General features: G+C 34.0%; 28 protein-coding genes. 18 read left to right on the top strand and 10 right to left on the bottom strand.

Annotated features, from left to right (window positions below; translation table 11 throughout):
* Positions 1–27 precede the first annotated feature (27 nt).
* Positions 28–891 (bottom strand): winged helix-turn-helix domain-containing protein, encoded by an 864-nt coding sequence (locus EJA19_RS11490; RefSeq protein ID WP_125468518.1) that lies wholly within the window; start codon positions 889–891, stop codon positions 28–30.
* 101 nt (positions 892–992) lie between these two features.
* On the opposite strand from EJA19_RS11490, the gene EJA19_RS11485 reads away from it, so the two are divergent.
* Together EJA19_RS11485 and EJA19_RS11480 are read left to right on the top strand one after the other, a co-directional pair.
* The gene (locus tag EJA19_RS11485; RefSeq protein ID WP_125468517.1) at positions 993–1634 is read left to right on the top strand and encodes a YceI family protein; all 642 of its coding nucleotides are present in this window, start codon (positions 993–995) and stop codon (positions 1632–1634) included.
* Positions 1635–1640: 6 nt separating this feature from the next.
* A complete protein-coding gene (locus EJA19_RS11480) occupies positions 1641–2237 on the top strand; it encodes a hypothetical protein (RefSeq protein ID WP_125468516.1) in 597 nt (198 codons plus the stop codon).
* 9 nt (positions 2238–2246) lie between these two features.
* Here the strand turns inward: EJA19_RS11480 and EJA19_RS11475 are convergent, their stop codons facing one another.
* Both EJA19_RS11475 and EJA19_RS11470 read right to left on the bottom strand, forming a co-directional pair.
* On the bottom strand, positions 2247–3041 hold the full coding sequence (locus EJA19_RS11475) for an SDR family oxidoreductase (protein ID WP_125468515.1): 795 nt from the start codon (positions 3039–3041) through the stop codon (positions 2247–2249).
* Positions 3042–3086: 45 nt separating this feature from the next.
* Positions 3087–3833 carry a LytR/AlgR family response regulator transcription factor gene (locus EJA19_RS11470; RefSeq protein WP_125468514.1) on the bottom strand — a complete coding sequence of 249 codons (747 nt, stop codon included), beginning with the start codon at positions 3831–3833 and terminating at the stop codon, positions 3087–3089.
* Between the two features lie 120 nt (positions 3834–3953).
* Here EJA19_RS11470 and EJA19_RS11465 point away from each other — a divergent pair, with 120 nt between their 5' ends.
* The 3 genes from EJA19_RS11465 to EJA19_RS11455 are packed head-to-tail and all read left to right on the top strand — an operon-like array spanning position 3954 to position 7558.
* Entirely contained in the window at positions 3954–6830 is a 2877-nt protein-coding gene (locus EJA19_RS11465) for a tetratricopeptide repeat-containing hybrid sensor histidine kinase/response regulator (RefSeq protein ID WP_125468513.1), read from the top strand.
* A gap of 6 nt (positions 6831–6836) precedes the next feature.
* Entirely contained in the window at positions 6837–7223 is a 387-nt protein-coding gene (locus EJA19_RS11460; RefSeq protein ID WP_125468512.1) for a response regulator, read from the top strand.
* Entirely contained in the window at positions 7223–7558 is a 336-nt protein-coding gene (locus EJA19_RS11455) for an Hpt domain-containing protein (protein WP_125468511.1), read from the top strand. Before EJA19_RS11460 ends, EJA19_RS11455 begins: the two co-directional genes overlap by 1 nt.
* A 16-nt stretch (positions 7559–7574) precedes the next feature.
* Here EJA19_RS11455 and EJA19_RS11450 read toward each other — a convergent pair whose 3' ends face one another.
* Entirely contained in the window at positions 7575–8498 is a 924-nt protein-coding gene (locus tag EJA19_RS11450) for a sterol desaturase family protein (RefSeq protein WP_125468510.1), read from the bottom strand.
* A gap of 88 nt (positions 8499–8586) precedes the next feature.
* Here EJA19_RS11450 and EJA19_RS11445 point away from each other — a divergent pair, with 88 nt between their 5' ends.
* From EJA19_RS11445 to EJA19_RS11430, 4 genes are read left to right on the top strand one after another with little or no spacing between them, the layout of a single operon-like run.
* On the top strand, positions 8587–9288 hold the full coding sequence (locus EJA19_RS11445; protein WP_125468509.1) for a DUF2490 domain-containing protein: 702 nt from the start codon (positions 8587–8589) through the stop codon (positions 9286–9288).
* A 31-nt stretch (positions 9289–9319) separates the two neighbouring features.
* Entirely contained in the window at positions 9320–10366 is a 1047-nt protein-coding gene (locus EJA19_RS11440) for an o-succinylbenzoate synthase (RefSeq protein ID WP_125468508.1), read from the top strand.
* Positions 10367–10370: 4 nt separating this feature from the next.
* Positions 10371–11333, top strand: a complete 963-nt coding sequence (locus tag EJA19_RS11435; protein WP_125468507.1) for a CPBP family intramembrane glutamic endopeptidase — start codon at positions 10371–10373, stop codon at positions 11331–11333.
* Between the two features lie 21 nt (positions 11334–11354).
* Positions 11355–12392, top strand: a complete 1038-nt coding sequence (locus EJA19_RS11430) for an AMP-binding protein (protein WP_125468612.1) — start codon at positions 11355–11357, stop codon at positions 12390–12392.
* 17 nt (positions 12393–12409) lie between these two features.
* Here EJA19_RS11430 and EJA19_RS11425 read toward each other — a convergent pair whose 3' ends face one another.
* Together EJA19_RS11425 and EJA19_RS11420 are read right to left on the bottom strand one after the other, a co-directional pair.
* Entirely contained in the window at positions 12410–12832 is a 423-nt protein-coding gene (locus EJA19_RS11425; protein ID WP_125468506.1) for a DoxX family protein, read from the bottom strand.
* A gap of 57 nt (positions 12833–12889) precedes the next feature.
* Positions 12890–14533 (bottom strand): acyl-CoA carboxylase subunit beta, encoded by a 1644-nt coding sequence (locus EJA19_RS11420; protein WP_125468505.1) that lies wholly within the window; start codon positions 14531–14533, stop codon positions 12890–12892.
* A 247-nt stretch (positions 14534–14780) separates the two neighbouring features.
* Between EJA19_RS11420 and EJA19_RS11415 the strand changes: the two genes are divergently transcribed.
* Genes EJA19_RS11415 through EJA19_RS11400 form a run of 4 tightly spaced genes read left to right on the top strand, consistent with a single transcriptional unit; the run spans position 14781 to position 16797 of the window.
* A complete protein-coding gene (locus EJA19_RS11415; protein ID WP_125468504.1) occupies positions 14781–15314 on the top strand; it encodes an NADPH-dependent FMN reductase in 534 nt (177 codons plus the stop codon).
* Between the two features lie 2 nt (positions 15315–15316).
* Positions 15317–15601: a GNAT family N-acetyltransferase gene (locus EJA19_RS11410; RefSeq protein ID WP_125468503.1), complete on the top strand. Its 285-nt coding sequence runs from the start codon at positions 15317–15319 to the stop codon at positions 15599–15601.
* A gap of 5 nt (positions 15602–15606) precedes the next feature.
* Entirely contained in the window at positions 15607–16044 is a 438-nt protein-coding gene (locus EJA19_RS11405; protein ID WP_125468502.1) for a MarR family winged helix-turn-helix transcriptional regulator, read from the top strand.
* 27 nt (positions 16045–16071) lie between these two features.
* Positions 16072–16797, top strand: a complete 726-nt coding sequence (locus EJA19_RS11400; protein ID WP_125468501.1) for a pirin family protein — start codon at positions 16072–16074, stop codon at positions 16795–16797.
* Positions 16798–16821: 24 nt separating this feature from the next.
* Here the strand turns inward: EJA19_RS11400 and ric are convergent, their stop codons facing one another.
* Positions 16822–17553, bottom strand: coding sequence for an iron-sulfur cluster repair di-iron protein (ric, locus tag EJA19_RS11395; protein WP_125468500.1), 732 nt, complete (start codon positions 17551–17553; stop codon positions 16822–16824).
* A gap of 49 nt (positions 17554–17602) precedes the next feature.
* The gene (locus EJA19_RS11390; protein WP_125468499.1) at positions 17603–18037 is read right to left on the bottom strand and encodes an RrF2 family transcriptional regulator; all 435 of its coding nucleotides are present in this window, start codon (positions 18035–18037) and stop codon (positions 17603–17605) included.
* A gap of 140 nt (positions 18038–18177) precedes the next feature.
* Between EJA19_RS11390 and EJA19_RS11385 the strand changes: the two genes are divergently transcribed.
* The 5 genes from EJA19_RS11385 to EJA19_RS11365 all read left to right on the top strand — a co-directional run bounded on the left by EJA19_RS11385 (position 18178) and on the right by EJA19_RS11365 (position 25230).
* Entirely contained in the window at positions 18178–18360 is a 183-nt protein-coding gene (locus EJA19_RS11385; RefSeq protein WP_125468498.1) for a CAL67264 family membrane protein, read from the top strand.
* A 39-nt stretch (positions 18361–18399) separates the two neighbouring features.
* Entirely contained in the window at positions 18400–20091 is a 1692-nt protein-coding gene (ettA, locus tag EJA19_RS11380) for an energy-dependent translational throttle protein EttA (protein WP_125468497.1), read from the top strand.
* A gap of 151 nt (positions 20092–20242) precedes the next feature.
* Positions 20243–22096 carry a DNA topoisomerase IV subunit B gene (locus EJA19_RS11375; protein ID WP_125468496.1) on the top strand — a complete coding sequence of 618 codons (1854 nt, stop codon included), beginning with the start codon at positions 20243–20245 and terminating at the stop codon, positions 22094–22096.
* Between the two features lie 3 nt (positions 22097–22099).
* Positions 22100–22588, top strand: coding sequence for a hypothetical protein (locus tag EJA19_RS11370; protein WP_125468495.1), 489 nt, complete (start codon positions 22100–22102; stop codon positions 22586–22588).
* Complete coding sequence (locus EJA19_RS11365; protein WP_125468494.1) at positions 22585–25230, top strand: DNA gyrase/topoisomerase IV subunit A; 2646 nt, start codon at positions 22585–22587, stop codon at positions 25228–25230. Before EJA19_RS11370 ends, EJA19_RS11365 begins: the two co-directional genes overlap by 4 nt.
* Before the next feature lie 5 nt (positions 25231–25235).
* On the opposite strand, the gene EJA19_RS11360 is transcribed toward EJA19_RS11365, so the two are convergent.
* Together EJA19_RS11360 and EJA19_RS11355 are read right to left on the bottom strand one after the other, a co-directional pair.
* Positions 25236–26027 carry a TerC family protein gene (locus tag EJA19_RS11360; protein WP_125468493.1) on the bottom strand — a complete coding sequence of 264 codons (792 nt, stop codon included), beginning with the start codon at positions 26025–26027 and terminating at the stop codon, positions 25236–25238.
* Between the two features lies 1 nt (position 26028).
* Complete coding sequence (locus EJA19_RS11355; protein WP_125468492.1) at positions 26029–26430, bottom strand: hypothetical protein; 402 nt, start codon at positions 26428–26430, stop codon at positions 26029–26031.
* Positions 26431–26436 lie beyond the last annotated feature (6 nt).

Here is a 26436-nt window from a genome sequence, read left to right as displayed (position 1 = left end):
TTTATGACATTTGTTACATAAAAAATACTAATCTATAACTAATTTGTAACCAACGCCATGTACATTGGTGAGTTGTATTTTAGGATCCTCTTTAAGTTTTTTCCTTAATTTAGAAATATATGTGTCTAAACTTCGTCCAACAACAACACCGTTATCTTCCCAAATGCGTTTTGAGAGTTCTTCACGTGAAATCACCTCATTGGGCTTCTCGGTTAGAATTTCGAGAATTTCGCACTCTTTTTTTGACAAACGGATTTCCTCTGCCTGTTTTACCAATTTATGTTGCTCAGGATAAAAGGTAAAACTACCTAAACTAACTTGTAGGCTACTGTTTGAATTGTTGTCCAATATTTGCTTTCGTTTCCAGATGAAAAAAGCGAACAACCCTAAAACGAGTAATGATATTGTCCAAATCCATAAGTAATAACTTTTTTCATCCTTTTTAAACTTAACAAAAAGTACATAACACGATTTAGGTAAAACCCTACTGCCACAAGGAATGATGTCTGTGTCTTTCTCACGCTTCATTTGGTAGCTATAGGCTATTTCGCCATTGGCACATTGTGCTATTTCAACAATGTAATGTTGTGGCAATTTAGCTTTTTTAAAAGTATGCTCAATAATGCTTACCAAGGTATTGGGAGCAATGGAAAGAGGGTTTTCAAATTTTAGTTTATAGTTTGTGTCATTTATTTTTTTAACAGGTAAAACCAATGATGTAGAATCTTGCTGCGCCAGTAATAATTTGTGCCCCACTGTACGCAACGCTACCTTAACTTCTTTGGTGTTAAGTTGTTGTGCATTTTGTGAACAAGCAAATTGAACATATGCAACACATAAAGTAAGAATATAATAACGGATTATTTTCATAAGCAATGTAAATAACAGCATTTTAATCAGGTTTTACAAGGCTTGACATTTCTTTTACATTTTTTTGACATTTTTTGAATGCTTTCAGGATAGTTTTGAGTGGAATAAAAAATAATTCAATTATGAAACAAAAAATCATTGTACTCAGTTTATTATCAATAGTTATGTTTAACTGTAAAACAGAAACTAAACCAGAAAACAACAGCCTCTTGGTAGCTAATGAAGAAAAGCCAGTACTAACCAAAACATTAGATGGGAAAATACCCATAGATCTCGAGAAAAGTGTGGTTAATTGGCAAGGGTCTATGCTATTTAGTTTTGGTAAACACTATGGAACGGTTAATTTTAAAGAAGGTTTTCTGGAATTTGACAATGGTAAAATCATGGGCGGACATTTTACGGTAGCCATGAATACCATTGTAAACACCGATGGCGATTATAACGAAGATTTGATAAGTCATTTAAAAAATGAAGATTTTTTTGATGTGCCTCAATTTCCAGAATCTCAATTGGAATTTCTGACTTTTGAATATGTTAATACCAATCGGTTAAGAATTGATACTAACTTAACCATAAAGGGTATTACCAAGCCAATTACAGTTTATAATGTAGATTTTTTTCCAGAGGAATCTAAACTTTATACCAAATTCAAAATAGATCGCACCGATTTTGGTATATCCTACAATACCAAAAGTTTGGCTAAGGTTAAGAATTATGCTATTTCGGATGCTGTAGAACTAGAAGTTGAATTATATTTAAAGTAATAACCAATGAAAAAACTGATAACAATTACCATAAGTTTTATTTTAATGTGTTCTTGGTGTTTCTCACAAGATCAGAGCACTACCAATCTATTGACTGTTGATAGTTTATGGACAAAGGAATGGTTTGAGTTTCCTATTCATTTTGCACCCAATATGAACTATAAAGGTTATGAAGAAGCTTATTTCCCAGAGCATTGGTCTAATCAAGATAGTCCAGACTATTGGTCGTATGTGTTTGTATGGAACATTGATGGACAGCTGCCTCTTGGAGAACAACAATTGGAACACGATTTACAACTGTATTTTGATGGTTTGATGACCGTTGTTAATAAAAACAAAGATTTTAAAGTGCCACAATCTACCATTGTAATTATACAACAAAACAAGAATGCTTTCAAAGGAAAAATGCGACTCTATAATGCATTTCATACCAAACGTATGATGCTGTTGAATGTTATGGTTAGCTCACACTATTGTAAAACACAAAATAGAACGCTAGTGTTGTTCAGGTTTTCGCCAAGCGATTTTAATACCGAAATATGGAATAAATTAAACCGTATTACTTTACAATCAAATAGTTGTAATGCAATCCTTAAAAAGTGAATTAGTGTATTATCTAACTTGACTTTTTAAAATAAACTTATGCAAAAGTTTAGGAAAAAACCGTTTTAAATATACACCAAGAACTTCTTTTTTTCCAATGTAGGCTTCAAATTTTTCACGTTTAATAGCCGTTATCATTTTTTTTGAAAATGTTTCTACCGTCAATCCGTTTTTTGTGGCTGTATCTTGGGTATTTTGTTGCGAGCCATTACCTGTTAAAGCATTTTTTGCTATATCGGTGTTTACAAACCCTGGGCAAATCATGGTAACTTTAATATGGTCTTTGTCATGTTCTAACCGAAGAGCATCAAAAAAACCATGCAAAGCATGTTTCGCACCACAATAACCAGATCGATAAGGTGAAGAAAATTTCCCCATTAAACTGGTAACGGTTACAAAATGACCGTTTTGTTTTTTAATAAAGTAAGGAAGGAGCGCTTTACTTAAGGAAACAGTACCTAGATAATCTATTTCCATAAGTTTTTTGTCTACTTCAATAGCAGTATCAATAATTAAGGAGCGTTGACTAATACCTCCGTTGTTTATTAAAATATCGATAGAGCCAAAGCAATTAAGAGCTTTTTCTACAACAAAGTTCATGTTATTATAGTCTTGTAAATCAAAAGGCAAAATGGCTATGTTTTCGTTTTTGTTGCATTGCTCTTTTACATGTTCTAAACCGTCTTGTCGTCTTGAGGATAAAATAAGTTTACATGGGTAATTTTTAGATAGCTCTAAAGCCAATCCTTTTCCAATACCGCTGCTTGCTCCTGTTATCCAAATAACTTTATTGTTTAGAGTCATAGTTGATGTTTGGTTGGAATTTATATGGATTTATTTCATAATTTATTATTTATTACTGCTGGAATTCAACCAACTTTTTGCCTCACTTTTTTTCCGTCGTGAAACTGGAATTTCTATATTGTTTTTTAAAATAAAACAATCATTATTTAATTCTGAAATAGAAATTTTATTCACCAAAAACGACCGGTGACTTCTAAAAAAACCTTTGTCTTTCAAAATGTCTTCAAAATAAGCTAAATTTTTAGAAGAGAGTTCTTTGTTGCCATTGTTTAAGTAAATATAACTGTAATTTCGTTCACTTTCAATATGGCTAATCTGCTTTAAGGCAAACCGCAAGGTACCCGTTTGCGTGGGTAAAATTAGTTTTTGGTCGGATATTTTTTGGGTTTCAAGATTGGTTAAAGCTGTTTTTACATCGTTTACATTAGCACTAGATTTCAAACAGCGTTTTATGGCTTCGGTCAATTCATCTTCTTTTATGGGTTTTACCAAGTAATCCAAGGCATTAAATCTGAAAGCTTTTATAGCATAATGGCTATGTGATGTGGTAAAAATGGTTTTAAACGGTATTTCATCAAGCTGACTCAACAATTGAAAACCTGTCATATCGGTTAATTCTACATCCAAAAACACCACATTGGGTTGGGTGTTTTTAATCATTTCAAGCGCTTTTTGTCCAGAATTGGCAACTCCTAAAACCGAAACATATTTGGTGTGCAACTGTAACATATCCTGTAATACAGTAACCATAAAAGTATTGTCTTCTACTATTAAAGCCTTAAGTTTTTTCATTGTGTAAGTTAAAGATAAGCAATTATTTACAACCGTTGGATAAGTGACATAACTGCCGGATAACTAAAACACATCAATTCACCATATTGACGAGTAAATTGAAGTTATAAAAGTTTACCAATGGCAACATTTACAAGAATACTTATCGTCGTATTGGGTTTAATAACCATTCAAATACCCAAAGCATATGGTCAAGTTAAAAATGCCGATTCTTTATATACGGTATGGAAGAACAAAAACAATCATGATTATGAACGCATCAAAGCCTTTTATACCCGATTGGCTACACCAGAAGAAATGCCTACGGCAGAGCTTAATAAATGGATGGCTGACACCGAAGAAGGACTTGAAATTGCCAAACGATTGAACGCGAAGGAGTATTTAGGGTTCTTTTATCTACTCAATGGTGGACGCCTTATTATGAGGGAAAGCAATCAAGAATTAGGTTGTTCCTACTACGAAAAAGGATTGAGAATAGCCGAAAAACAAGAAGACTATCTCATCCTTTTATTGGCTTTACCTATTATCTCAGATTCGTATTGCCCCAAGTTTCCAGATAGCAAATTATTGGAAATAATAGACAGGATAAAACCCAAAATAAAGAACCATATTGGGTTATGGGAAAGTGCTAAAGCATATTTCTATAAAGATGACTCTAACCAAGCTGAACAATACTGCAACTTATTAAAAGCTAGTTATAGTAAGAGTGTAAAAGAGCAGGTTTATATGGTTGCTTTTAAAGCTATTTCCGAAATGATTACGGCAAATTGTTTTGATTATTCTATTGAAGATATTAATGAACTTTTATTGCCCATAGAAAACAATAAAGATGATAAGGTCTCGCTAACAACATCTTTAAGAGAAGTCTATTACCAATTGTTACAGAATTACTATTATGAAAAAAATGAGTTTCCAGAAGCTTTAAAAGCAGCTCAGAAAATCATTCAACTGTCAAAGGAACTGGGGTTGTATGATGATAAATATTTTTTAGCGTTGGTTAATTCCGGGCACATTCATAATGAAATAGGTAACTATCCCGAAGCCGAAAACTATTTTCTAGATGCCTTAAAGCTATCAAGAACTATGGACAATCTAAATTATATAGGCCAGAACTATATGGGACTTGCCAATTTATATGTCAATAAAAAACAACAGATTTTAGCTGAAACCTATTTGGATTCTGCCATTTATATTATGCGGGATGTAAAGGAATGTGAACCTTGCTTTGCACTTGCAAGGGTGGAAAGAGCTGGATTAAATAACTTAAAGAACAACCACCAGGAGGCCTTAAATGAATTGAAAGACTTGCAACAAAATTTTTTCGGTCCACAGCAATTAAATAATAATATGGCACATTTTTATACCGAATTAGGAAAAGCCTATTTAGGTTTAAAGCAATATAGTAATGCCATTGAAGTTTCAAAAACAGGTTTAACAAGCAAAGCATTTATGATGCTTTCAAAAAAAGCTGAATTGCATTATATATTGTACCAGGCTGAAGAACAATTGGGTAGATATAGGTCAGCATTGAGTGACTACAAAAAACATATCACCTATAAAGATTCACTTACTGTCCTTCGAAATAGCGAGGAGACTACGCGTTTGGAACTCGAAAGCCAATTTGCACAAGAACGTTTGGCAGATAGCTTACAAGTAGCTCAACAAAAACTGGAAACCGAGCTCACTTTTCAAAATAAACTCAACAAACAGAAAGCCACTAAAGACCTTTTGATTGTTTTAGGAATTGGAGCATTATTGTTTGCTATAGGTCTTTTTTACCGCTTACGTTATATCAAAAAAACCGAAAAAGCGCTCAAACAAAAAAATGAAATCATAGAAGCCGAAAAGGAAAAAGCCCAAGCCAGTGAGCGCGCCAAACACCAGTTTTTGGCCAATATGAGTCACGAAATCCGCACCCCTTTGAATGCCATTAAAGGTATGACGGATATTTTGTTGCGGCGCAAACCCAGAAAAGACCAAACCGAATATTTAGATGGCATCAAACAGTCAAGTGATTCACTGCTGGTCATCGTCAATGACATTTTGGATATTTCAAAAATTGAAGCGGGTAAAATTGAACTGGAACACGAACCGTTTTCCATTAAAAAAGTAGTGAACAACGTACAGACCATTATGCACTTTAAAGCTGAAGAAAAAGGGTTACAGTTAAAAACCAATTTGCCTCAACATGAATTAATGGTAAAGGGAGATGACATACGGCTAAAACAAATACTTATTAATTTAATTGGAAACGCCATCAAATTTACCGAAAAAGGAATGGTCACTACGACGATGACTTCCAAAACAGAAGACGGTAAACTAAATCTGCATTTCACGGTTTCAGACACAGGTATTGGCATAGAACAAGACCGATTGGAGAAAATCTTTAAATCCTTTGAGCAAGCCTATAGTGATACCACAAGAAAGTTTGGCGGTACCGGTTTGGGATTGAGCATTTCCCAAAAACTCGTAGAATTGCACAATGGCAAAATCTGGGTTGAAAGTGAAAAGGGTAAAGGCAGTCAGTTTCATTTTATGATTCCTTATAATGTAGCTGAAAACATGTCAACTGAAAAAAAATCCCTAAAAACTTCAGAAAACAATATTTCTGAACAACTGAAAGGCATCAAAGTGTTGTTGGTTGAAGATAACCAGTTCAATGCCGTGGTCGCTGAAGAAGAATTGGAAGATGCTATTGAAAACGTAACTGTTGATGTTGCTGAAAATGGTACCATTGCGTTGGAAAAAGTAGAATCAGATAATTATGATGTTGTTCTTATGGACGTACAAATGCCTGTAATGAACGGTTACCAAGCGACTGAAAAAATAAGAGCATTATCAAACGAAAAAGCAAACGTCCCCATCATTGCAATGACCGCTAACGTGCTTAAAGAAGAAGTTGATAAATGCTACGAAGCTGGTATGGACGATTTTATAGGCAAACCATTCGATACAACAGAATTGATTCAAAAAATACATAAACTCACCAAAAAATAAATAGTTATGCAAAATACCAATCCCACCGTTTTTATTGTAGATGATGAGCCATTATTAACCACAATGCTCACCGATTATTTAAAAGAACAATATGTAGGTTTTAACTTAAGAACCTTTCCAACAGGTGAATCTTGTTTAAAGCACCTACACGAAAACCCAGATATTGTAATATTAGACTATTATCTAAACTCCAAAGAGAAGGATGCAGCCAACGGTATAGATATTCTCAAAGAAATAAAGCATAGAAACAAAAACTTACCAGTTATTATGCTATCAAGTCAAAAAAGCTACGGAACAGCTTCAAAAACCATAATGTATGGTGCCGTGCATTACGTGATAAAAGGACAGGATGCTTTTGAGGAAATTTTTAAACTTATAAAAGGCAATGTATAATGGTAGATTTAAGTTTTTTGGAGAAATTCACGAAAGGCAATACCAAAAAGATGCAACGCTACATCAAACTGTATTTGGATGTGGCGCCTCAAACCTTTGAACAAATGCAGCAGAATCTTAAAGATAAGGATTGGGAACAATTGCGAATAAATGCCCATTCCTTAAAACCTCAAACAGATTTTGTTGGCATTCACGAGCTAAAAGGTATTTTAATTGCTATTGAAGAAGCTGTTAAAAAAAACAATTATTCAGTTTTAGAAAGTCTTTTTAAACAGGCAAAAACATTAAATCAGGAATCGGTAATTCAATTGAAAGTACATTTGAACGAATTTTAGTGGCTACCTAACAACCTTAATTGTTGGTTTTCAATTCTTCATTGTTAATATAATCTAACCATTCTTGGCGTAAATCGTTACTTAATTTTCCTGTGCCATCATGCTTCCAGCCTGGTGGTTTTGTGAGGTAATTCCAACGATCTTTTAAAGATTTTTTTCCTGTAAAAGCATCTTTAAACATGTAAACCCATTCCAAGAATGCTATTTTTACAGGATTATACGTATTTATATTTTTTACCAAGCCATACTGTACTTTTTCATGTTCTAACTCAGGTTGAAATGTCCCAAAAAGTTTATCCCAAATAATTAATATCCCTGCGTGATTTCTGTCTAAGTATATAGGATTGCTCCCATGATGTACACGATGATGAGAAGGCGTATTAAAAATAGCTTCAAACCATTTGGGCATTTTATTAATGGTTTCTGTATGAATCCAAAATTGATACAATAAACTAATAGACATTTGTAGTAAGATCATAGCAGGATGAAACCCTAAAAGTGGTAACCACAACCAAAAAATAAACGAATAAAACCCACCAGACCACGTTTGTCGCAAGGCAGTACTTAAATTATAATGTTGAGATGAGTGATGTACCACGTGCGATGCCCAAAATAAACGACATTCGTGCGAGATACGATGAAACCAATAATATGAAATGTCATCAGCAAAAAACAACAATACAAAACTCCACCAAGCTACAGGAATAGTAAATAACCTGAAGTTATCATAAATAAGCACAAATGCCCACAATACAATAACTTTGCTTAAAAATCCTAGAAAAACATTGCCTAATCCCATAGCTATTGAGGCAATAGCATCTTTGGTTTCGTAACCCTTAGTTTCCTTAAACTTTTCACGTGTTGTAACATACAATTCTAGTGCCATTGATAGCACAAAAAATGGAATAGCAAAATGAATGATGTTTGGAAAGTCTGGCATTAAGTAAGATATTTGTGTCTTTAAAAATAATGCTTTTTTTCAAAAAAATCTATTGTCCAGATTTAACTATCAAAAATAATTTTTTACCATGATAAGAATATCCCGTGTTTTATTTCTTTGTATTACAGTCACGCTATTTACACAAACTACAAAAGCCCAAAACTCTAATCAACTAGGTGCGTGGTATATGTATTTTTACGATACTCAGTTTAACGAGAGTCAATTTGGGGTACAAGGAGATATTCAATACAGAAACTGGAATATTATGGGCGATTTAGAGCAATTGCTATTACGATCTGGCGTAACTTACACACCCAAAAACACCACTTTAAAACTAACTTTAGGATATGCACATATTACATCTGGTGTTTTGGGTGAAAGTAATGATACATCAACCGAAAGTAGAATTTATCAAGAAGCCTTATTACCACAGAAAATAGGAAAACATATTCATTTAACCCACCGTTTTCGTTATGAACAGCGTTTTGTGGAAGACCAAGATTTTAGAACACGCTATCGTTATAATCTATTTATGAATATTCCATTTAACAAGCAAGGAACGTTTGCAAAAAATACCATTTATGCGGCGTTATACAATGAATTGTTCATTAACGGACAGCAAGATATTGGTGATAACAGAACCGTTGAGTTTTTTGATAGAAACCGTACTTATTTAGGAATTGGCTATGTTTTAAATCCTAAAATTAAATTTCAGTTAGGTTGGATGAACCAAAAAACAAATGCACAAGGGAAAGGGCAATTACAAGTAAGTATGCATCATAAATTTTAAATTTTAATGTATTTTTAACCTTCTTAAATAAATGATAGCAACTTACAAAACATATCTTCTCGAATTTAAGCGCCCTAGTGGAACTTCTAGAGGAGTTTTAAGAACCAAAGAGACTTGGTTTATTATTCTTGAAAAAAATGGCAAACAAGGTATTGGTGAATGTGGTATTTTACGCGGTTTAAGCGCCGATGACAGGCCAGATTACGAACAACAACTTAAATGGACTTGCCATAATATCCATTTAGGTTTAGAAGACCTATATAAAGCAAATATAGAATTTCCAAGCATACAGTTTGGATTGGAAATGGCGTTTAAATCGTTGGAAAGCGAAACGCCTTTTGAGTTATTTCCTTCTGAATTTACAAATGGAAATGCTTCCATCCCTATAAACGGATTAATTTGGATGGGAGACAAATCCTTTATGAAACAACAAATTCAAGATAAAATCAATTCAGGGTTTTCTTGTATTAAAATGAAAATAGGCGCTATCGATTTTCAAACAGAATACAATTTACTTAAATCGATACGAAAAGAGTTTTCTAAAGATGATATTGAGTTACGTGTCGATGCCAATGGAGCCTTTAAATATAATCAAGCTTTAGAAAAACTAAAGTACTTAAGTGAGCTGAATTTACATTCTATAGAACAACCCATTAAACAAGGACAACCAGAAGAAATGGCACGTCTTTGTGAAGACACACCTTTGCCCATTGCTTTAGATGAAGAATTAATTGGCGTGTTTTCTGTAACAGAAAAACAAAAACTACTACAAACCATACAACCACAATACATCATTTTAAAACCAAGTTTTGTTGGTGGTTGGCAAGGCAGTCAAGAATGGATTAATTTGTCAAACAAACAAGATGTAGGTTGGTGGATAACAAGTGCATTAGAAAGTAATATAGGCCTAAATGCTATAGCGCAGTGGACTTACACATTACAAAACCCTATGCCTCAAGGTTTAGGAACAGGAAGCTTATTTACCAATAATTTTGATAGTCCATTATTGGTAACAAAGGGTACATTACATTATAATAACAACATTAATTGGGACTTTTCACTTACAACTAACAAGTAAAAATATGTATATAACACAAGCGTTTAATGTATTGCACGATTGGTGGCGGTATTTAGTAGGTTTTTTAATTGTCGTGGCAGCCGTAATTATTGGACAAATTCCTTTTACAGCAGTAGCCATTTATAAAGCGATGGATAATGGCAGTAATTTGTTTGAAATGAATGAGGCCGAAATGATGTCGGTTTTAGAGCCTAATTTAAACCTCTTTTTAATGCTGTTATCTTTTGCTGCTGGTTTGGTGGGCGTGTTTTTTGCAGCTAAAATGCTTCATAAACAAACGATAACAAAACTTACTACTGCACGATCTAAAATAGATTGGAAACGTTTTTGGTTTGCATTTATATTTTGGGGTGTTTTATCTACTGGAATAACGCTTATAGATTATTTCTATTTATCACCAGGTAATTACGAGATTAACTTTCAGTTAGTGCCTTTTCTTATTTTATGTGTCATTGCTATTATCATGATTCCGTTGCAAACAAGCTTCGAAGAGTATTTATTTAGAGGGTATTTAATGCAAGGGTTAGGAGTATTGACCAAAACTAAATGGGTGCCATTACTTACAACCTCCTTGGTATTTGGTTTATTACACATAGCCAACCCCGAAGTGAAGCAACTAGGCTATATTATTATGATATATTATATAGGAACAGGATTGTTTTTAGGCATTATGACTTTAATGGACGATGGCTTAGAGCTTGCTTTAGGTTTTCATGCGGCCAACAACTTATTTACGGCTTTATTAGTAACAGCCGATTGGACAGCGTTTCAAACCTATTCGGTGTTAAAAGACACCTCGCAGCCCACAGCAGCTGGGTTTATAGATGTATTTATGCCTGTTTTTGTTTTGTTTCCTATTTTACTTTTCATTTTTGCTAAAAAGTATAAATGGACCAATTGGAAAGACAAGCTGTTTGGTAGAGTAGAAGCTCCTATGGAAAACAATGACACTGTAACAATACCATAACTTTTGGAAATATTTAAACACATGCATCCAAGCTTTAAATTAAATGGCATTCATTTTTCTGCAGAAGCCTTAAAAGAAGTGTCTTATAGCTACATTAAAGAAGGAGAGGATTTTGAAAAACAAATAGGCCATTTTTTATTAGAATGGCTTGATCACAATGCATTTATCAACTTAAAAACATCAGGTTCCACAGGCAAACCAAAGCTTATTAAAATGGATAAGCAAGCTATGGTAAATTCGGCTATAGCAACGGGACGTTTTTTTAACTTATCGGCAGGGAAATCGGCATTATTGTGCTTGCCTTCTAATTATATAGCGGGTAAAATGATGTTAGTAAGAGCTATGGTTTTAGGGTTAGACTTAACGTTAATAAATCCTAAGATAGTCCTTAATATTAATCCTAAAAAAGAATTTGATTTTTGTGCCATGATACCCATGCAAGTTGAAAAAAACTTGAATAAATTAACAAATATTAAAACATTAATAGTTGGTGGCGCTGCCGTTTCACGTCAGTTAGAAGAAAAAATAAAACCCTTAAACACGCATGTTTACGCAACTTATGGCATGACAGAAACTGTGAGTCATATCGCTTTAAAAAAGTTAAATCACACTAGAAAGAAAGCATTCTATAAACTTTTACCTAATATATCTATTAAACAAGACGATAGAGAATGTTTAATAATTAATGCGCCAAAACTTACTAAAAAAGAGATTATTACTAACGATATTGTAAAGTTACACAGTAATAAAACTTTCGAGTGGTTAGGACGCTTTGATAATGTGATTAATTCTGGAGGCATAAAACTTATCCCCGAGCCAATTGAAGCGAAACTACAACAGCATATATCAGAACGGTTTTTTATAGCTTCACTTCCCGATGACCATTTAGGAGAAAAATTAGTCTTAATCATTGAAGGAAATGAAAAATCATTACCAAAATCTACCTTTAAACAATTAGATAAACTTCAACAACCCAAAGAGATTTTCTTTGTGGATAAGTTTATTGAAACAAATTCAGGTAAAGTTCAGCGAGAGCAAACTTTAAAATTAATAAACTAAGTCTACCATTCAATTAATTACTGTTGCATTTTAAAGTAATAATCGCATGAATGCTTACCTGAGCCATAGAAAAGAAAAAATACACAAGCTAATAATGTAATACTTGCTATAATTAGATTAACAGTATCCATTTCTCCCATGAAATTAATTAAAACAGCTCCTATTAAAATAGGCAATTGAGCTGCTATTGCCCACCGTGTTAATAAACCAAAAGCAATTAGAGCACCACCAATAAGATGTGCTGGAGCCACATAATGAATAGCCAACATACCACCGGCCCAATTTTGAATAGGAGTAATTAAATCGACTAGCACTTGACTATTAGCCATAAAATTGATGCCCTTTATAAATAAAAACACACCTAAAGCTATTCTAACAAGGTCCAATGGGTAATATGTATGCGCATTAGCCCACTTATTTAAGGTTTTTATTGTTTCCATAACTAATAATGTATTGATTACTAGTCATTAAGATACGAAAAATTAATGAATTATTCACTACACTTGCAGCACACCCATATTAAATTGTTTTTCAATAGGAGCGTGGTTAGCAGCCTCAATACCCATACTTAACCACGTTCTGGTTTCAAGTGGGTCAATAACAGCGTCTGTCCATAATCGTGCAGCAGCATAATAAGGTGATACTTGATTATCGTAACGTGCCTTTATCTTATTGTAAAGTTCGTCTTCTTTTTCTTTCGTGATTTTTTCACCTTGCTTCTCTAATGAAGCTTTTTCAATTTGAAGTAATACTTTAGCGGCACTTTTTCCACTCATTACAGCAAGTTCGGCACTTGGCCAGGCAAAAATCAATCGTGGATCGTAAGCTTTACCACACATCGCGTAATTTCCAGCACCATAGCTGTTACCAATAACGACAGTAAACTTAGGCACCACACTATTACTCACGGCGTTTACCATTTTAGCACCGTCTTTTATAATACCAGAATGTTCACTTTTGCTACCCACCATAAAACCAGTAACATCTTGTAAAAATACCAACGGAATCTTCTTTTGGTTACAATTAGCAATAAATCGCGTGGCTTTATCAGCCGAATCGTTATAAATTACACCACCAAATTGCATTTCGGCAGGTTTGGTTTTAGCGCCTTTGGTTTTTACAATATGACGCTGATTAGCCACAATGCCAACCGCCCAACCATCTATTCTAGCATAACACGTAATAATGGTTTGTCCGTAGCCTGCTTTGTATTCTTCAAATTCGCTGTTATCTACAAGGCGTTTTATAATCTCGTACATATCGTATTGATCGGCGCGACTCTTTGGTAAAATACCATAAATATCATCTTGATTTTCTTTTGGCTTTACAGCTTTAGTTCTATTAAAACCTGCTTTGTCAAAATCACCAATCTTGTCAACAATGTTTTTTATTTTATCTAAAGCATCTTTATCGTCTTTAGCTTTATAATCGGTAACACCACTAATTTCTGAGTGTGTTGTAGCACCCCCTAAAGTTTCGTTATCAATACTTTCACCAATGGCGGCTTTCACTAAATAACTTCCTGCTAAAAAAATACTCCCTGTTTTATCAACAATAAGTGCTTCATCACTCATAATAGGTAAGTAAGCACCACCAGCAACACAACTTCCCATAACAGCAGCAATCTGCGTAATGCCCATACTACTCATCACAGCATTGTTTCTAAAAATACGCCCAAAGTGCTCCTTATCTGGAAAAATTTCATCTTGCATAGGTAAATACACACCAGCAGAATCCACCAAATAAATAATAGGTAACTTGTTTTCAATGGCCAATTCTTGAGCACGTAAGTTTTTTTTCCCTGTAATAGGAAACCAAGCACCAGCCTTAACAGTTGCATCGTTAGCAACTACAATACATTGCTTTCCTTTAATATAGCCAATCTTTACAACCACACCACCTGAAGGACAACCACCGTGTTCTTCATACATATCATCACCTGCAAAAGCTCCAATTTCAATACTATTGGCTTTATTGTCTAATAAATAATCAATTCGCTCTCTGGCAGTCATTTTGCCTTTTGCGTGGTGTTTTTCAATACGTTTCTGTCCTCCGCCAAGTTTTACTTTTGCAAGACGTTTCTTAAGTTCAGAAACCAATAATTTATTGTGGTCTTCGTTTTTGTTGAAGTTTAAATCCATTAATTTAAGTGTGTTTGTTTTGGGCGTTACCACGTTTTACGTGGTCGGGCTTTTCGCTATATCTCCCAAAAGGAGGATGCCGCTGCAATCCCTAACGCAAGTTGTTAATTCAAGGCTAAAAATACAAAACTTAACCTTGCTACGAAAACGTTATAATGTAAAAGCTATGTTAAAAATGGTTACTAGGAAATAGTTTCCTTGGAAAATAAATGTTTTTGTCATATATTTGCCTAGGAAAATAAATAACATGAAACATATAATAGCCTTTGCAGGAAGTAACAGTAAAACGTCAATAAACAAACAGTTAGTTACATATACTTCTAGTTTGGTAGAAAATACAAAAACAGAAGTATTAGACTTAAACGATTTTGATGTGCCATTATTTAGTGTTGACCTGGAAGCAAGCATGAATGGGCAACCAGAAAATGCACATAAATTATTAAACAAGCTTAAAGAAGCTGATGGTCTAATAATTTCATTGGCAGAGCACAATGGCGCGTATTCAGCAGTATTTAAAAATATGTTTGACTGGATGTCTAGAATAGAATCAAAGACTTTCTTTGGAAAACCTATGTTACTTATTGCAACATCACCAGGAGCAAGAGGAGGGAAATCGGTATTAGCCATTGCAAAAGATCGTTTTCCAAGACATGATGCTAATATTGTTGGTGTGTTTTCATTACCAAAATTTAAAGATAATTTTAGTAATGGCATGATAAACAACAAAGAACTAAATAATCAATTATTAGTCGAAGTAGGTAAATTAAAAAACGCACTATAACTATGGAAATTCTAAACGATAACGGCGATAAAAAAGGTGCTTTTTATATTAAAAAAGACAACCAGCGTATTGCAGGAATGACCTATGTATATGCTGGGGCATCAAAAATAATTATCGACCATACAGAAGTCGATTCTAGTTTAAAAGGTCAAGGTGTTGGGTATAAATTGGTTGAAGAAGCAGTACAATTTGCCAGAAAAAATAATTTGAAAATCACACCACTTTGTCCCTTTGCTGCTGCTGTTTTTAAAAAGAAAGCAGCCGATTATAATGATGTTAAAGCGTAACTATTATGGGAGATATTTCAAAAGATATTAACTCGTCTTTTAAAGATAATCGTTCTAAAGCACTAATTAATATTTTGTATACCGCAAATTGGATTTCGGCTAAGCAGAACACGTTTTTTGCACAATTTGGGCTATCACCACAGCAGTATAATATTTTACGCATATTACGTGGTGCAGACAAACCATTAACAATGCAAACGGTAAAATCTAGAATGATTGAACGCGCACCTAATGCCACACGATTAACCGATAAATTGTGCGCCAAAAATTTGATAGAACGTATCCCATCCAAAACAGATAGGAGAGTGGTTCAGGTTGCCATAACAATTTCTGGACAACAACTTTTAAAAGATATTTCGGAAGACTTCAACGACGATTGGTTAAAAAATATTACACAAAAAGAGGCATCGCAACTAAGCGATTTATTAGATAAATTAAGATAAAAAAGGGAAACCTAGAAAGGATTAAAAATGAAAACTATAGTACATAAAGCAGACACCAGAGGATTTGCAAACCACGGTTGGTTACAAGCTAATCATTCGTTTAGTTTTGCAGGATGGTTTAATCCAGAGCGTATTCATTTTGGTGCATTACGTGTATTAAATGATGATACTATTGCACCAAAAATGGGTTTTGGAACGCATCCACATGATAATATGGAAATCATCACCATTCCACTTAAAGGTGTATTAAAACATCGCGATAATATGCATAACGATTGGCAACAAGTTTTACCAGGCGAAGTGCAAGTAATGAGTGCAGGAACTGGAGTGCAACATTCTGAAATTAATGGCTCGGTTGATGAATACTTGAGTTTGTTCCAAATTTGGATTATACCTGAAAAACAAGGCGTATCACCACGTTACGATCAAAAGGAATTTAAACCTGAAGATAGAAAAGGTAAACTACAAACACTAGTAAGCTCGTTTAATGATGCTGATGATGGTAGTTTAAAAATCTATCAAGATACTAGGTTATCGCGTATTGATTTAGACGAGAACGAAACATTTACGTATAATCCAAAAAGCAACAACCACGGTGTTTATGTTATGACTATTTCTGGTAACATTAATATTGAAGGTCATATCTTAGAAACAAGAGACGCTTTAGGTGTTTCTGATACTAAAGAATTTACCATTCAAGCAAAGAACAATTCAGAATTGTTGTTTATTGAGGTTCCTATGATAACATTATAATATTGCAAAAAGGCTGTTTTTTTATCAAGAAAAACGGCCTTCTAATTTAGTGGCTTTAGGAAACAAAATATTATTCTCTAAATGAATATGTAAATGTAAATCTTGCTCAAATTCTTTAAGCATAGCAAACGTAACACGATACGTATTACAAGCATCAGCTGGTGGGGTATAATTATTAGTGATACTAGCAATTTTTCTAAAGCGTTCCCCTTCGTTATTGTGTTCTTTCATCATAGTAGCGATAGGATTTTCTACGGTTCCAAAAACTGGTATTTTAACAGGTTGCCCAGAAATAGTTGCACTAACCATTTGTTTAATAAAAGGAAAGAGGATGAGTTCTTCTTTTTTCATATGTGCGGCTAATTCACTTGCCGATGCTGTAAATAATTCGTTGATTTCAAATAATTCTGGATGACGACTTCCGTGTACTTTACAGAGTTTGTCTAAAAACTGTTTTAATACTGGAATTTTTTCGGCAACGTAACGATGATGTTTTTTCTCAATATAATCAACAAGTAAATCTAAGGGCCAAGATTTGTAATCTATGATTTCGCCTGATTTTGATGTCATAATAGTGTTTAATTCATCTAGTAATACATTGGAGTCTATGCTTTTCTTCTCACAAACTTCCTGTAAGCTCCTGTGGCCTTTACAGCAAAAATCGATACCGTATTTAGAAAATACGGCAGCTGTTCTGTAGTCGTTCGCAACATAACTTCCTATTTGTTTTGTAATGTCTTTTTGTAAGGTTTTCATATACTTGTTTTATTTCGGATAAATTTATCCTGTTTAAATTTAAATTTTTTTAAACACGTAAAAAAGAGGTGCCAGAATGCACGTTTAAAGCCAATTGCTTTAAGTGTGTTGTCTCTAACAGCTTTCTTAAACTATTTCTAACTTTTTTAAAGTCGTCATGAATAGGGCAAGGGTGAAGCTCGTTACAATCTTTTAAACCAATCCCGCAACCTTTATAAATATTATCGCCATCTATAGCTTTAACAATATCAGATAAAAAAATAGTTTCTAATTTATGAGATTCAATTTCAAATCCACCATTAATACCTCTTACAGAAGTAACTATATTTTCTCGGGCAAGTATTTGGAGAATTTTTGCGGTAAAAGCTTCTGGCGAGTCAATATGTTTTGCAATACCTTTTAAACTAACGCGCTTTCCTTCGTTAGAGTTTGCAGCAATATAAATAGCTGCTTTAATACCATATTCACAAGCTTTTGAAAACATATTTACATTAATATTATTACAAATTTAAAGATTATTTTTCAAATAAGATATTTTTGTCTTAATTAAATTGAATGCATGACTTATATTAAGTATTGTATAAAAATGTCGATATTTGTATTCTTAAACAAAATAGTAAATTAATGGCAATGAATAAAAACACTGTGTTAGCTTGGGCAACATGGATTATGATAATAGTAGGATTAAGTTTAATAGCATTGGGTGCTTTCAGATATGACGATGTTGCGGGTTGGGGCTTTGCTGCTGTAGGTATAGGGTTCTTTGCTATTGCTTGGGTATTTAACGCTTTAAAAGGGCGTGTTTAATTCTACATTATTTTAAAAACTTAAAACTAAAACGTATTTATGAGTGACGATAAAAAAGTAATTTTCTCAATGTCTGGTGTAACCAAGACATTTCAAAATGCTAACACACCAGTTCTAAAAAACATTTATTTAAGCTTCTTTTATGGCGCTAAAATTGGTATTCTAGGTTTAAATGGTTCGGGTAAATCTACTTTGTTAAAAATTATTGCAGGAGTTGATAAAAACTATCAAGGCGATGTGGTTTTTTCACCTGGATATTCCGTAGGGTATTTAGAACAAGAACCTCAATTAGACGATGAAAAAACAGTCTTAGAAGTTGTAAAAGAAGGCGCTGCAGAAACTGTTGCTATCCTTGATGAGTACAATAAAATAAACGATATGTTTGGTTTAGAGGAAGTGTATAGTGATCCTGATAAAATGGAAAAGCTTATGAATCGTCAAGCCGAACTTCAAGATAAAATCGATGCTTCTAATGCTTGGGAATTGGATACCAAATTAGAAATAGCTATGGATGCGCTTCGTACACCAGAAGGCGATAAAAAAATTGGTGTCCTATCTGGAGGTGAGCGTCGTCGTGTAGCACTTTGTCGTTTATTGTTGCAAGAGCCTGATATTTTACTTTTAGATGAGCCTACCAACCATTTAGATGCCGAATCAGTCCATTGGTTAGAACATCATTTAGCACAATACAAAGGTACTGTTATAGCCGTTACACACGACCGTTACTTTCTAGATAATGTTGCTGGTTGGATTTTAGAGTTAGATAGAGGCGAAGGCATTCCTTGGAAAGGAAACTACTCGTCTTGGCTAGACCAAAAGTCTAAACGTATGGCGCAAGAACAAAAAGCTGCTTCAAAACGTCAAAAAACACTTGAGCGCGAGTTAGAATGGGTGAAAATGGCACCCAAAGGACGTCAAGCAAAACAAAAAGCTCGTCTAAATAACTACGATAAGTTAATGAGTCAAGACCAAAAACAACTTGACGAGAAGCTTGAAATATATATCCCCAATGGGCCTCGTTTAGGAACTAATGTTATCGAAGCCAAAGGGGTAAGTAAAGCCTATGGCGATAAACTACTTTATGAGGATTTGAACTTTAAACTTCCGCAAGCAGGAATAGTAGGGGTTATCGGGCCTAATGGTGCAGGAAAAACAACCATTTTTAGAATGATTATGGGAGAAGAATCCCCAGATAAAGGTGAGTTTGAAGTAGGCGAAACGGCTAAAATTGCTTATGTCGATCAAAGCCACTCAAATATAGATCCCGAAAAAACCATTTGGCAAAACTTTAGCGACGAGCAAGAATTGGTTATGATGGGCGGACGCCAAGTAAATTCTAGAGCTTATCTAAGTAGGTTTAACTTCTCTGGTAGCGAGCAAAATAAAAAAGTATCCTTATTATCAGGAGGAGAGCGTAACCGTTTACATTTAGCTATGACTCTGAAAGAGGAAGGTAACGTGTTACTTTTAGATGAGCCTACCAACGATTTAGATGTTAATACACTTCGTGCTTTAGAAGAAGGGTTAGAAAACTTTGCAGGTTGCGCCGTGGTCATCTCTCACGACCGTTGGTTCTTAGATCGTATTTGCACACATATCTTAGCTTTTGAAGGCGATAGCCAAGTGTATTTCTTTGAAGGCAGCTTTAGCGATTACGAAGAAAATAAAAAGAAACGATTAGGAGGAGACCTCATGCCTAAACGAATTAAATATAAAAAGTTAATTAGATAATAAAACCCATAAAGCATAAGACTCTTAAAGCCAACGTTCTCAACAATGTTGGCTTTTTTATTGTTAATTACTTTATAAAATCTAAGTTTCATTTTATATCACTATATCTTATATTAGCAGTCTATCGCTAACGTTCACGCATATAAATTTTATGGCAGATCAAACCCAATATACCGAAGATAATATACGCTCACTCGATTGGAAAGAACACATCCGTATGCGTCCTGGAATGTACATCGGGAAATTAGGCGATGGTTCTTCCCAAGACGATGGTATTTATATTCTACTAAAAGAAGTCTTAGATAACTCCATAGACGAATTTGTTATGGGAGCTGGAAAAACTATCGAAATTTCCATCCAAGGCAATAAAGTTATTGTTCGCGATTATGGTCGTGGTATTCCTTTAGGAAAAGTGGTCGATGTGGTTTCTAAAATGAATACGGGTGGAAAATACGATTCAAGAGCCTTTAAAAAATCGGTTGGGTTAAATGGTGTTGGTACCAAGGCTGTTAACGCATTATCAACACATTTTAGAGTAGAATCTACACGCGATGGCAAATCGGCATCAGCAGAGTTTGAGCTTGGTGAACTAAAAAATGAAGAGTTTTTAGATGAAACCTCAAGACGAAAAGGGACCAAAGTTTCTTTCGTGCCAGATGAGTCTATTTTTAAAAATTACAAATACCGTCATGAATATGTAGCAAAAATGCTTAAAAACTATGTGTACCTTAATCCAGGGCTAACCATAGTTTTTAACGGCGAAAAATATTATAGCGAAAACGGGTTAAAAGATTTATTAGAAGAAAATATTAACGACGCTGATAAAATTTACCCGATTATTCACCTGCGCGGCGACGATATAGAAATTGCGCTTACGCACCATAAAACACAATATAGCGAAGAATACCATTCTTTTGTTAATGGTCAAAACACCACACAAGGCGGCACACATTTATCAGCCTTTAGAGAGGCTTTAGTAAGAACCATTCGTGAGTTTTACGGAAAAAATTACGATGCCTCCGATGTAAGAAAATCTGTGGTGTCTGCCATTTCTATTAAAGTTATGGAGCCGGTTTTTGAAAGTCAAACCAAAACTAAATTAGGATCGACAGATATGGGAGGTGATTTGCCAACTGTGCGTACTTATGTTAACGATTTTGTAAAAACACATTTAGACAACTTTTTACATAAAAACCCAGAAACAGCCGAAAAACTTCAACGTAAAATTTTACAAGCAGAACGAGAACGTAAAGAACTTTCTGGTATTAGAAAACTTGCTAAAGAGCGTGCTAAAAAGGCAAGTCTTCATAATAAAAAACTACGCGATTGCCGTGTGCATTTAGGCGATTTAAAAAACGATAGACGTTTAGAAACCACCTTATTTATTACCGAGGGAGACTCAGCATCTGGTAGCATCACTAAATCACGCGATGTTAATACCCAAGCCGTTTTTAGTTTACGTGGTAAACCATTGAATTCCTATGGAATGAGCAAAAAAATTGTTTATGAAAATGAAGAATTCAACTTACTACAAGCTGCATTAAACATAGAAGAGTCTATGGAAGATTTGCGTTACAATAACATTGTAATAGCTACCGATGCCGATGTGGATGGTATGCACATACGTTTGTTGTTAATTACGTTCTTCCTTCAGTTTTTTCCAGAATTAATAAAAGAAGGGCATTTATACATCTTACAAACACCATTATTTCGTGTAAGAAACAAAAAGAAAACAATTTATTGTTATTCCGAAGAAGAACGAAGAAACGCCATAAAAGAGCTAAAACCAAAACCAGAAATCACCCGATTTAAAGGGCTTGGTGAAATTTCACCAGATGAATTTCAGTTTTTTATTGGAGAAGACATCCGTTTGGATCCTATCATGTTAGATAAAGACAAGTCTATCGAGGAATTACTAAGTTTCTATATGGGAAAAAACACTCCTAATAGGCAAGAATTTATTATTGATAACCTAAAAGTAGAGTTAGATATTGTTGAGGAATAAAATATGAGAACCAATAACGGAAAAGTAAAAAATGTTATTATCTCGGTATATTTTATGCTGGTAGTTTTGGCCATACTTTTGGCAACCGTATTTAACGCCTTTCGCGATGTCACTAAAGATCCAGTTGTAACGTTTGCTATCATTTTTGGTGGATTTGCTGTTTTATTGTTTTTAGTTCATTTTATTTCAAAATATTTCGAATATGATAGCGATGGACTAAAAGTTGTAATAACAAACAAAGGTTTATTATTATCAGACTATTTTAATTATCGCGAAAAAACCATAGAATTTGAAAAAGACAGATTATCAGCCTTTAAATGTCATAATTATATTATTTATAAAACCTTAGTGCTTTACATTAAAAACTCAAAAAACCATATCAAAAAAGACGTTTTTAATGTGACACTAGTATCAAAAAAGAAACGAAAATATATCAAGCAATCATTAAGTAAAATGATTAAGCATAATAAAAAACATAAAACGAGTCAATGAGCGAAGAGTTAGACGATTTGAACGAACAAAACGAGGATCAAGGTACCATTACTAAAGTTACAGGCATGTACAAGGATTGGTTCTTAGATTACGCTTCTTATGTAATACTTGAACGCGCCGTGCCTGCTATTGAAGATGGTTTTAAACCCGTACAACGCCGTATTATGCACGCTATGCAGGAGTTAGACGATGGGCGCTACAATAAAGTAGCCAATATTGTTGGACATACCATGCAGTATCACCCGCATGGAGATGCCAGTATAGCCGATGCCATGGTACAAATCGGTCAAAAAGACTTGTTAATAGACACACAAGGTAACTGGGGAAATATTCTTACAGGCGATAGCGCCGCAGCTTCTCGTTATATTGAAGCACGTTTATCTAAATTTGCTTTAGATGTTGTATACAACCCAAAAATTACAGAATGGCAAGCTTCTTATGATGGTAGACGAAAAGAGCCTATTAATCTACCTGTAATGTTCCCATTGCTTCTAGCTCAAGGTGCAGAAGGAATCGCTGTTGGATTATCAACGCGTATATTGCCTCATAATTTTATTGAGCTTATCGATGCTTCTATAAAACATTTACAAGGTAAACGCTTTAAAATTTTACCAGATTTTCCAACAGGAGGAGAAGCCGATTTCACCAATTACAACGATGGTAACCGTGGCGGAAAAGTACGTGTAAGAGCAAAAATTGCACATCATGATAAGAATGTACTTAAGATTTCTGAAATTCCTTATGGAACTACAACAACATCCTTAATTGATTCTATTTTAAAAGCGAATGATAAAGGAAAAATCAAAATCAAAAAAATTGAGGACAATACAGCTGCCGAAGTAGAGATTTTAGTGCATTTACACTCTGGGATTTCACCAGACAAAACCATCGATGCGCTTTATGCCTTTACCAATTGCGAAAACTCCATTTCGCCGTTATGCTGTATTATTGAAGACAATACACCAATATTTATTGGCGTTTCCGAAATTTTACGTCGCTCAACAGATAACACAGTTCAGCTGTTAAAAAGTGAATTAGAAATTAAGCTTAACGAGTTTGAAGAACAATGGCATTTTGCGTCCTTAGAGCGTATTTTTATTGAGAATAGAATTTATCGCGATATTGAAGAAGAAGAAACCTGGGACGGTGTTATATCGGCTATAGATAAAGGCTTAAAACCTCATATTAAACATTTAAAACGTAAAGTAACTACTGAAGATATTACGCGTTTAACTGAAATACGTATCAAGCGTATTTCAAAATTCGATATCGATAAAGCACAACAAAAAATAGAAGCTCTTGAAGACCAAATAGCACAAGTAAAACATCATTTAGAGCATCTTATCGATTATGCTATAGCTTATTTTAAGCGTTTAAAGAAAGACTATGGCGAGGGCAAAGAGCGTAAGACTGAAATTAAGGTTTTTGAAGACATTGTGGCTTCAAAAGTGGTTATTAGAAATACTAAACTATACGTAAATAGAAAGGAAGGTTTTATCGGGACATCGTTACGTAAAGACGAGTATGTATGCGATTGCGCCGATATAGATGATATTATTGTTTTTACTGCTGAAGGTAAAATGATGGTTACCAAAGTAGACACCAAAACCTTTATCGGTAAAGATATTATACATGTTGCTGTTTTTAAGAAAAAAGACAAACGAACCATCTACAATATGATTTATTTAGATGGAAAAGGTGGCACAACTTATGTTAAGCGCTTTGCGGTAACATCTGTTACTAGAGATCGTGAATACGATTTAACCAACGGTAAAAAAGGCTCGAAAGTCCATTATTTTTCAGCTAATCCTAATGGAGAAGCAGAAGTTGTTACAGTATTACTACGCCAAGTAGGCAGCATTAAAAAGTTAAAATGGGATCTAGATTTTGCCGATGTGTTAATTAAAGGACGTAATTCCAAAGGAAATATAGTCTCTAAATACGCTGTAAAGCGCATAGAACTAAAAGAAAAAGGCGTCTCAACATTAAAACCAAGAAAAATCTGGTTTGATGATACGGTACAACGTTTAAATGTTGATGGACGTGGCGAATTGGTAGGCGAATTTAGAGGTGAAGATCGGATTTTAATTATTACACAGTCTGGTATTGTTAAAACCATTGTTCCAGAAATAACTACTCATTTTGACGACGATATGATTGTAATGGAAAAATGGTTACCTAAAAAACCTATTTCGGTAGTATATTACAACGGTGAACGAGAGTTGTATTATGTGAAACGTTTTTTAATTGAAAACGAAGGTAGAGAAGAGGACTTTTTACCCGAACATCCAGACACACAACTAGAAATTGTTTCTACCGATTGGAAGCCTATTGCTGAAATAGAATTTACTAAAGAACGCGGAAAAGACCGTAAACCAAATCAAGAAATTAACCTTGAAGAGTTTATTTCGGTAAAAGGGATTAATGCTATTGGAAATCAGTTAACTAAAGAAAAGGTGAACCAGATTAATTTGTTAGATCCATTACCTTATGAAGCACCAGAAGATACACCTGCAGATGACATAGATGTTGTAGATGAAGAAGAAGTTTCTGAGAAGAAAAAAACAAATTCTTCAACTAACAATACGAGTAACTCTGATGATAATAACTCAGATGATGAAGGGCAAACCGCACTGTTTTAATATGTTTATTTGCTATTGTTTTTTTGTATTCTAAAGTTTATAAACTCGACAAACAACGAGAAAGCAATAGCAAAATATAGATACCCTTTTGGTATAGCGCCAACTGTTTGACCAAAAATAGATGTATGCGATAGGTGAGCGGCTTCGGTAATAAGCATAAAGCCTATTAAAATAAGAAAGGCTAACCCTAAAACCTGCATACTTGGATGCGAATCGATAAACTTCCTAATTGGATTAGCAAAACCTATCATTATGATAATAGATATAACCACAGCAATTATCATTAACACCAAAGCATAGTTATGATTAGGATGTAAACCGTTAGTCATACCAACAGCAGTAAGAATAGAATCGATAGAGAAAATAAAATCGATAATAAGTATTTGTGTTACGGCTTGTGATAAGGACGTAATTTTTTTGTTCTGTATTTCTTTTTCATCATGATCAGGCATTTCTACCTTCTCTCGTATTTCAGAGGTGCTTTTATAAATTAAAAACAACCCTCCAGTAAACAATATTAAAGCTTGCCAGCTTATAGCTATATGAAGCCAATCTGTATTAATAGTGTAAAAAGGCTCTTTTAAACCAATTAAAAATGAGACGAAAAACAACAAAACAATTCGCTGAACCATCGCTAACAACAACCCAATATTTGTAGCTTTACCACGTTGATGCTCAGGCAGCTTATTTGCTGCAATAGATATAAAAACAATATTATCTATTCCCAGAATAATTTCTAGAAATGTAAGGGTTAATAATGCCATAATGGCATCTCCGGTTAATAAAAAGTCTAACATCTTAATCTATTTTTTTAGCCACACCACGCATTTTCTTATTATCTCTATTCAAATCATCAACAGCATATTTATATTCAAATGTATAGGAATCATTAGTTGTACTAATAATTTTCATGTGGATAGGCTTCTTTTCCAAATTTGAAGTAGGATGCAGCTTTTTTAAAATAAACTCACAATCGTTTATCCATCTAATTGATGAAGAATCTGCTTTATTATCAATATAATCAATACTATATGCTTCTGTTCTTACAAAAGTAGCTGTTTTTTCTTCACCTTTTTCTATGTAGGTGAATTCAAATGTACCTGTTTTATAATCAGCACAATCACGATTAGAATTATAACAACTGGTTAGCAACAAAAAACTAACCCCAAAAACGGAAAAAGTATTTAATATTGATTTCATAAGTCA

The organism is Mangrovimonas spongiae (genome assembly GCF_003944795.1).
Taxonomy (GTDB): Bacteria; Bacteroidota; Bacteroidia; order Flavobacteriales; family Flavobacteriaceae; genus Mangrovimonas; species Mangrovimonas spongiae.
This window is presented reverse-complemented; position numbering and strand designations above follow the sequence as displayed.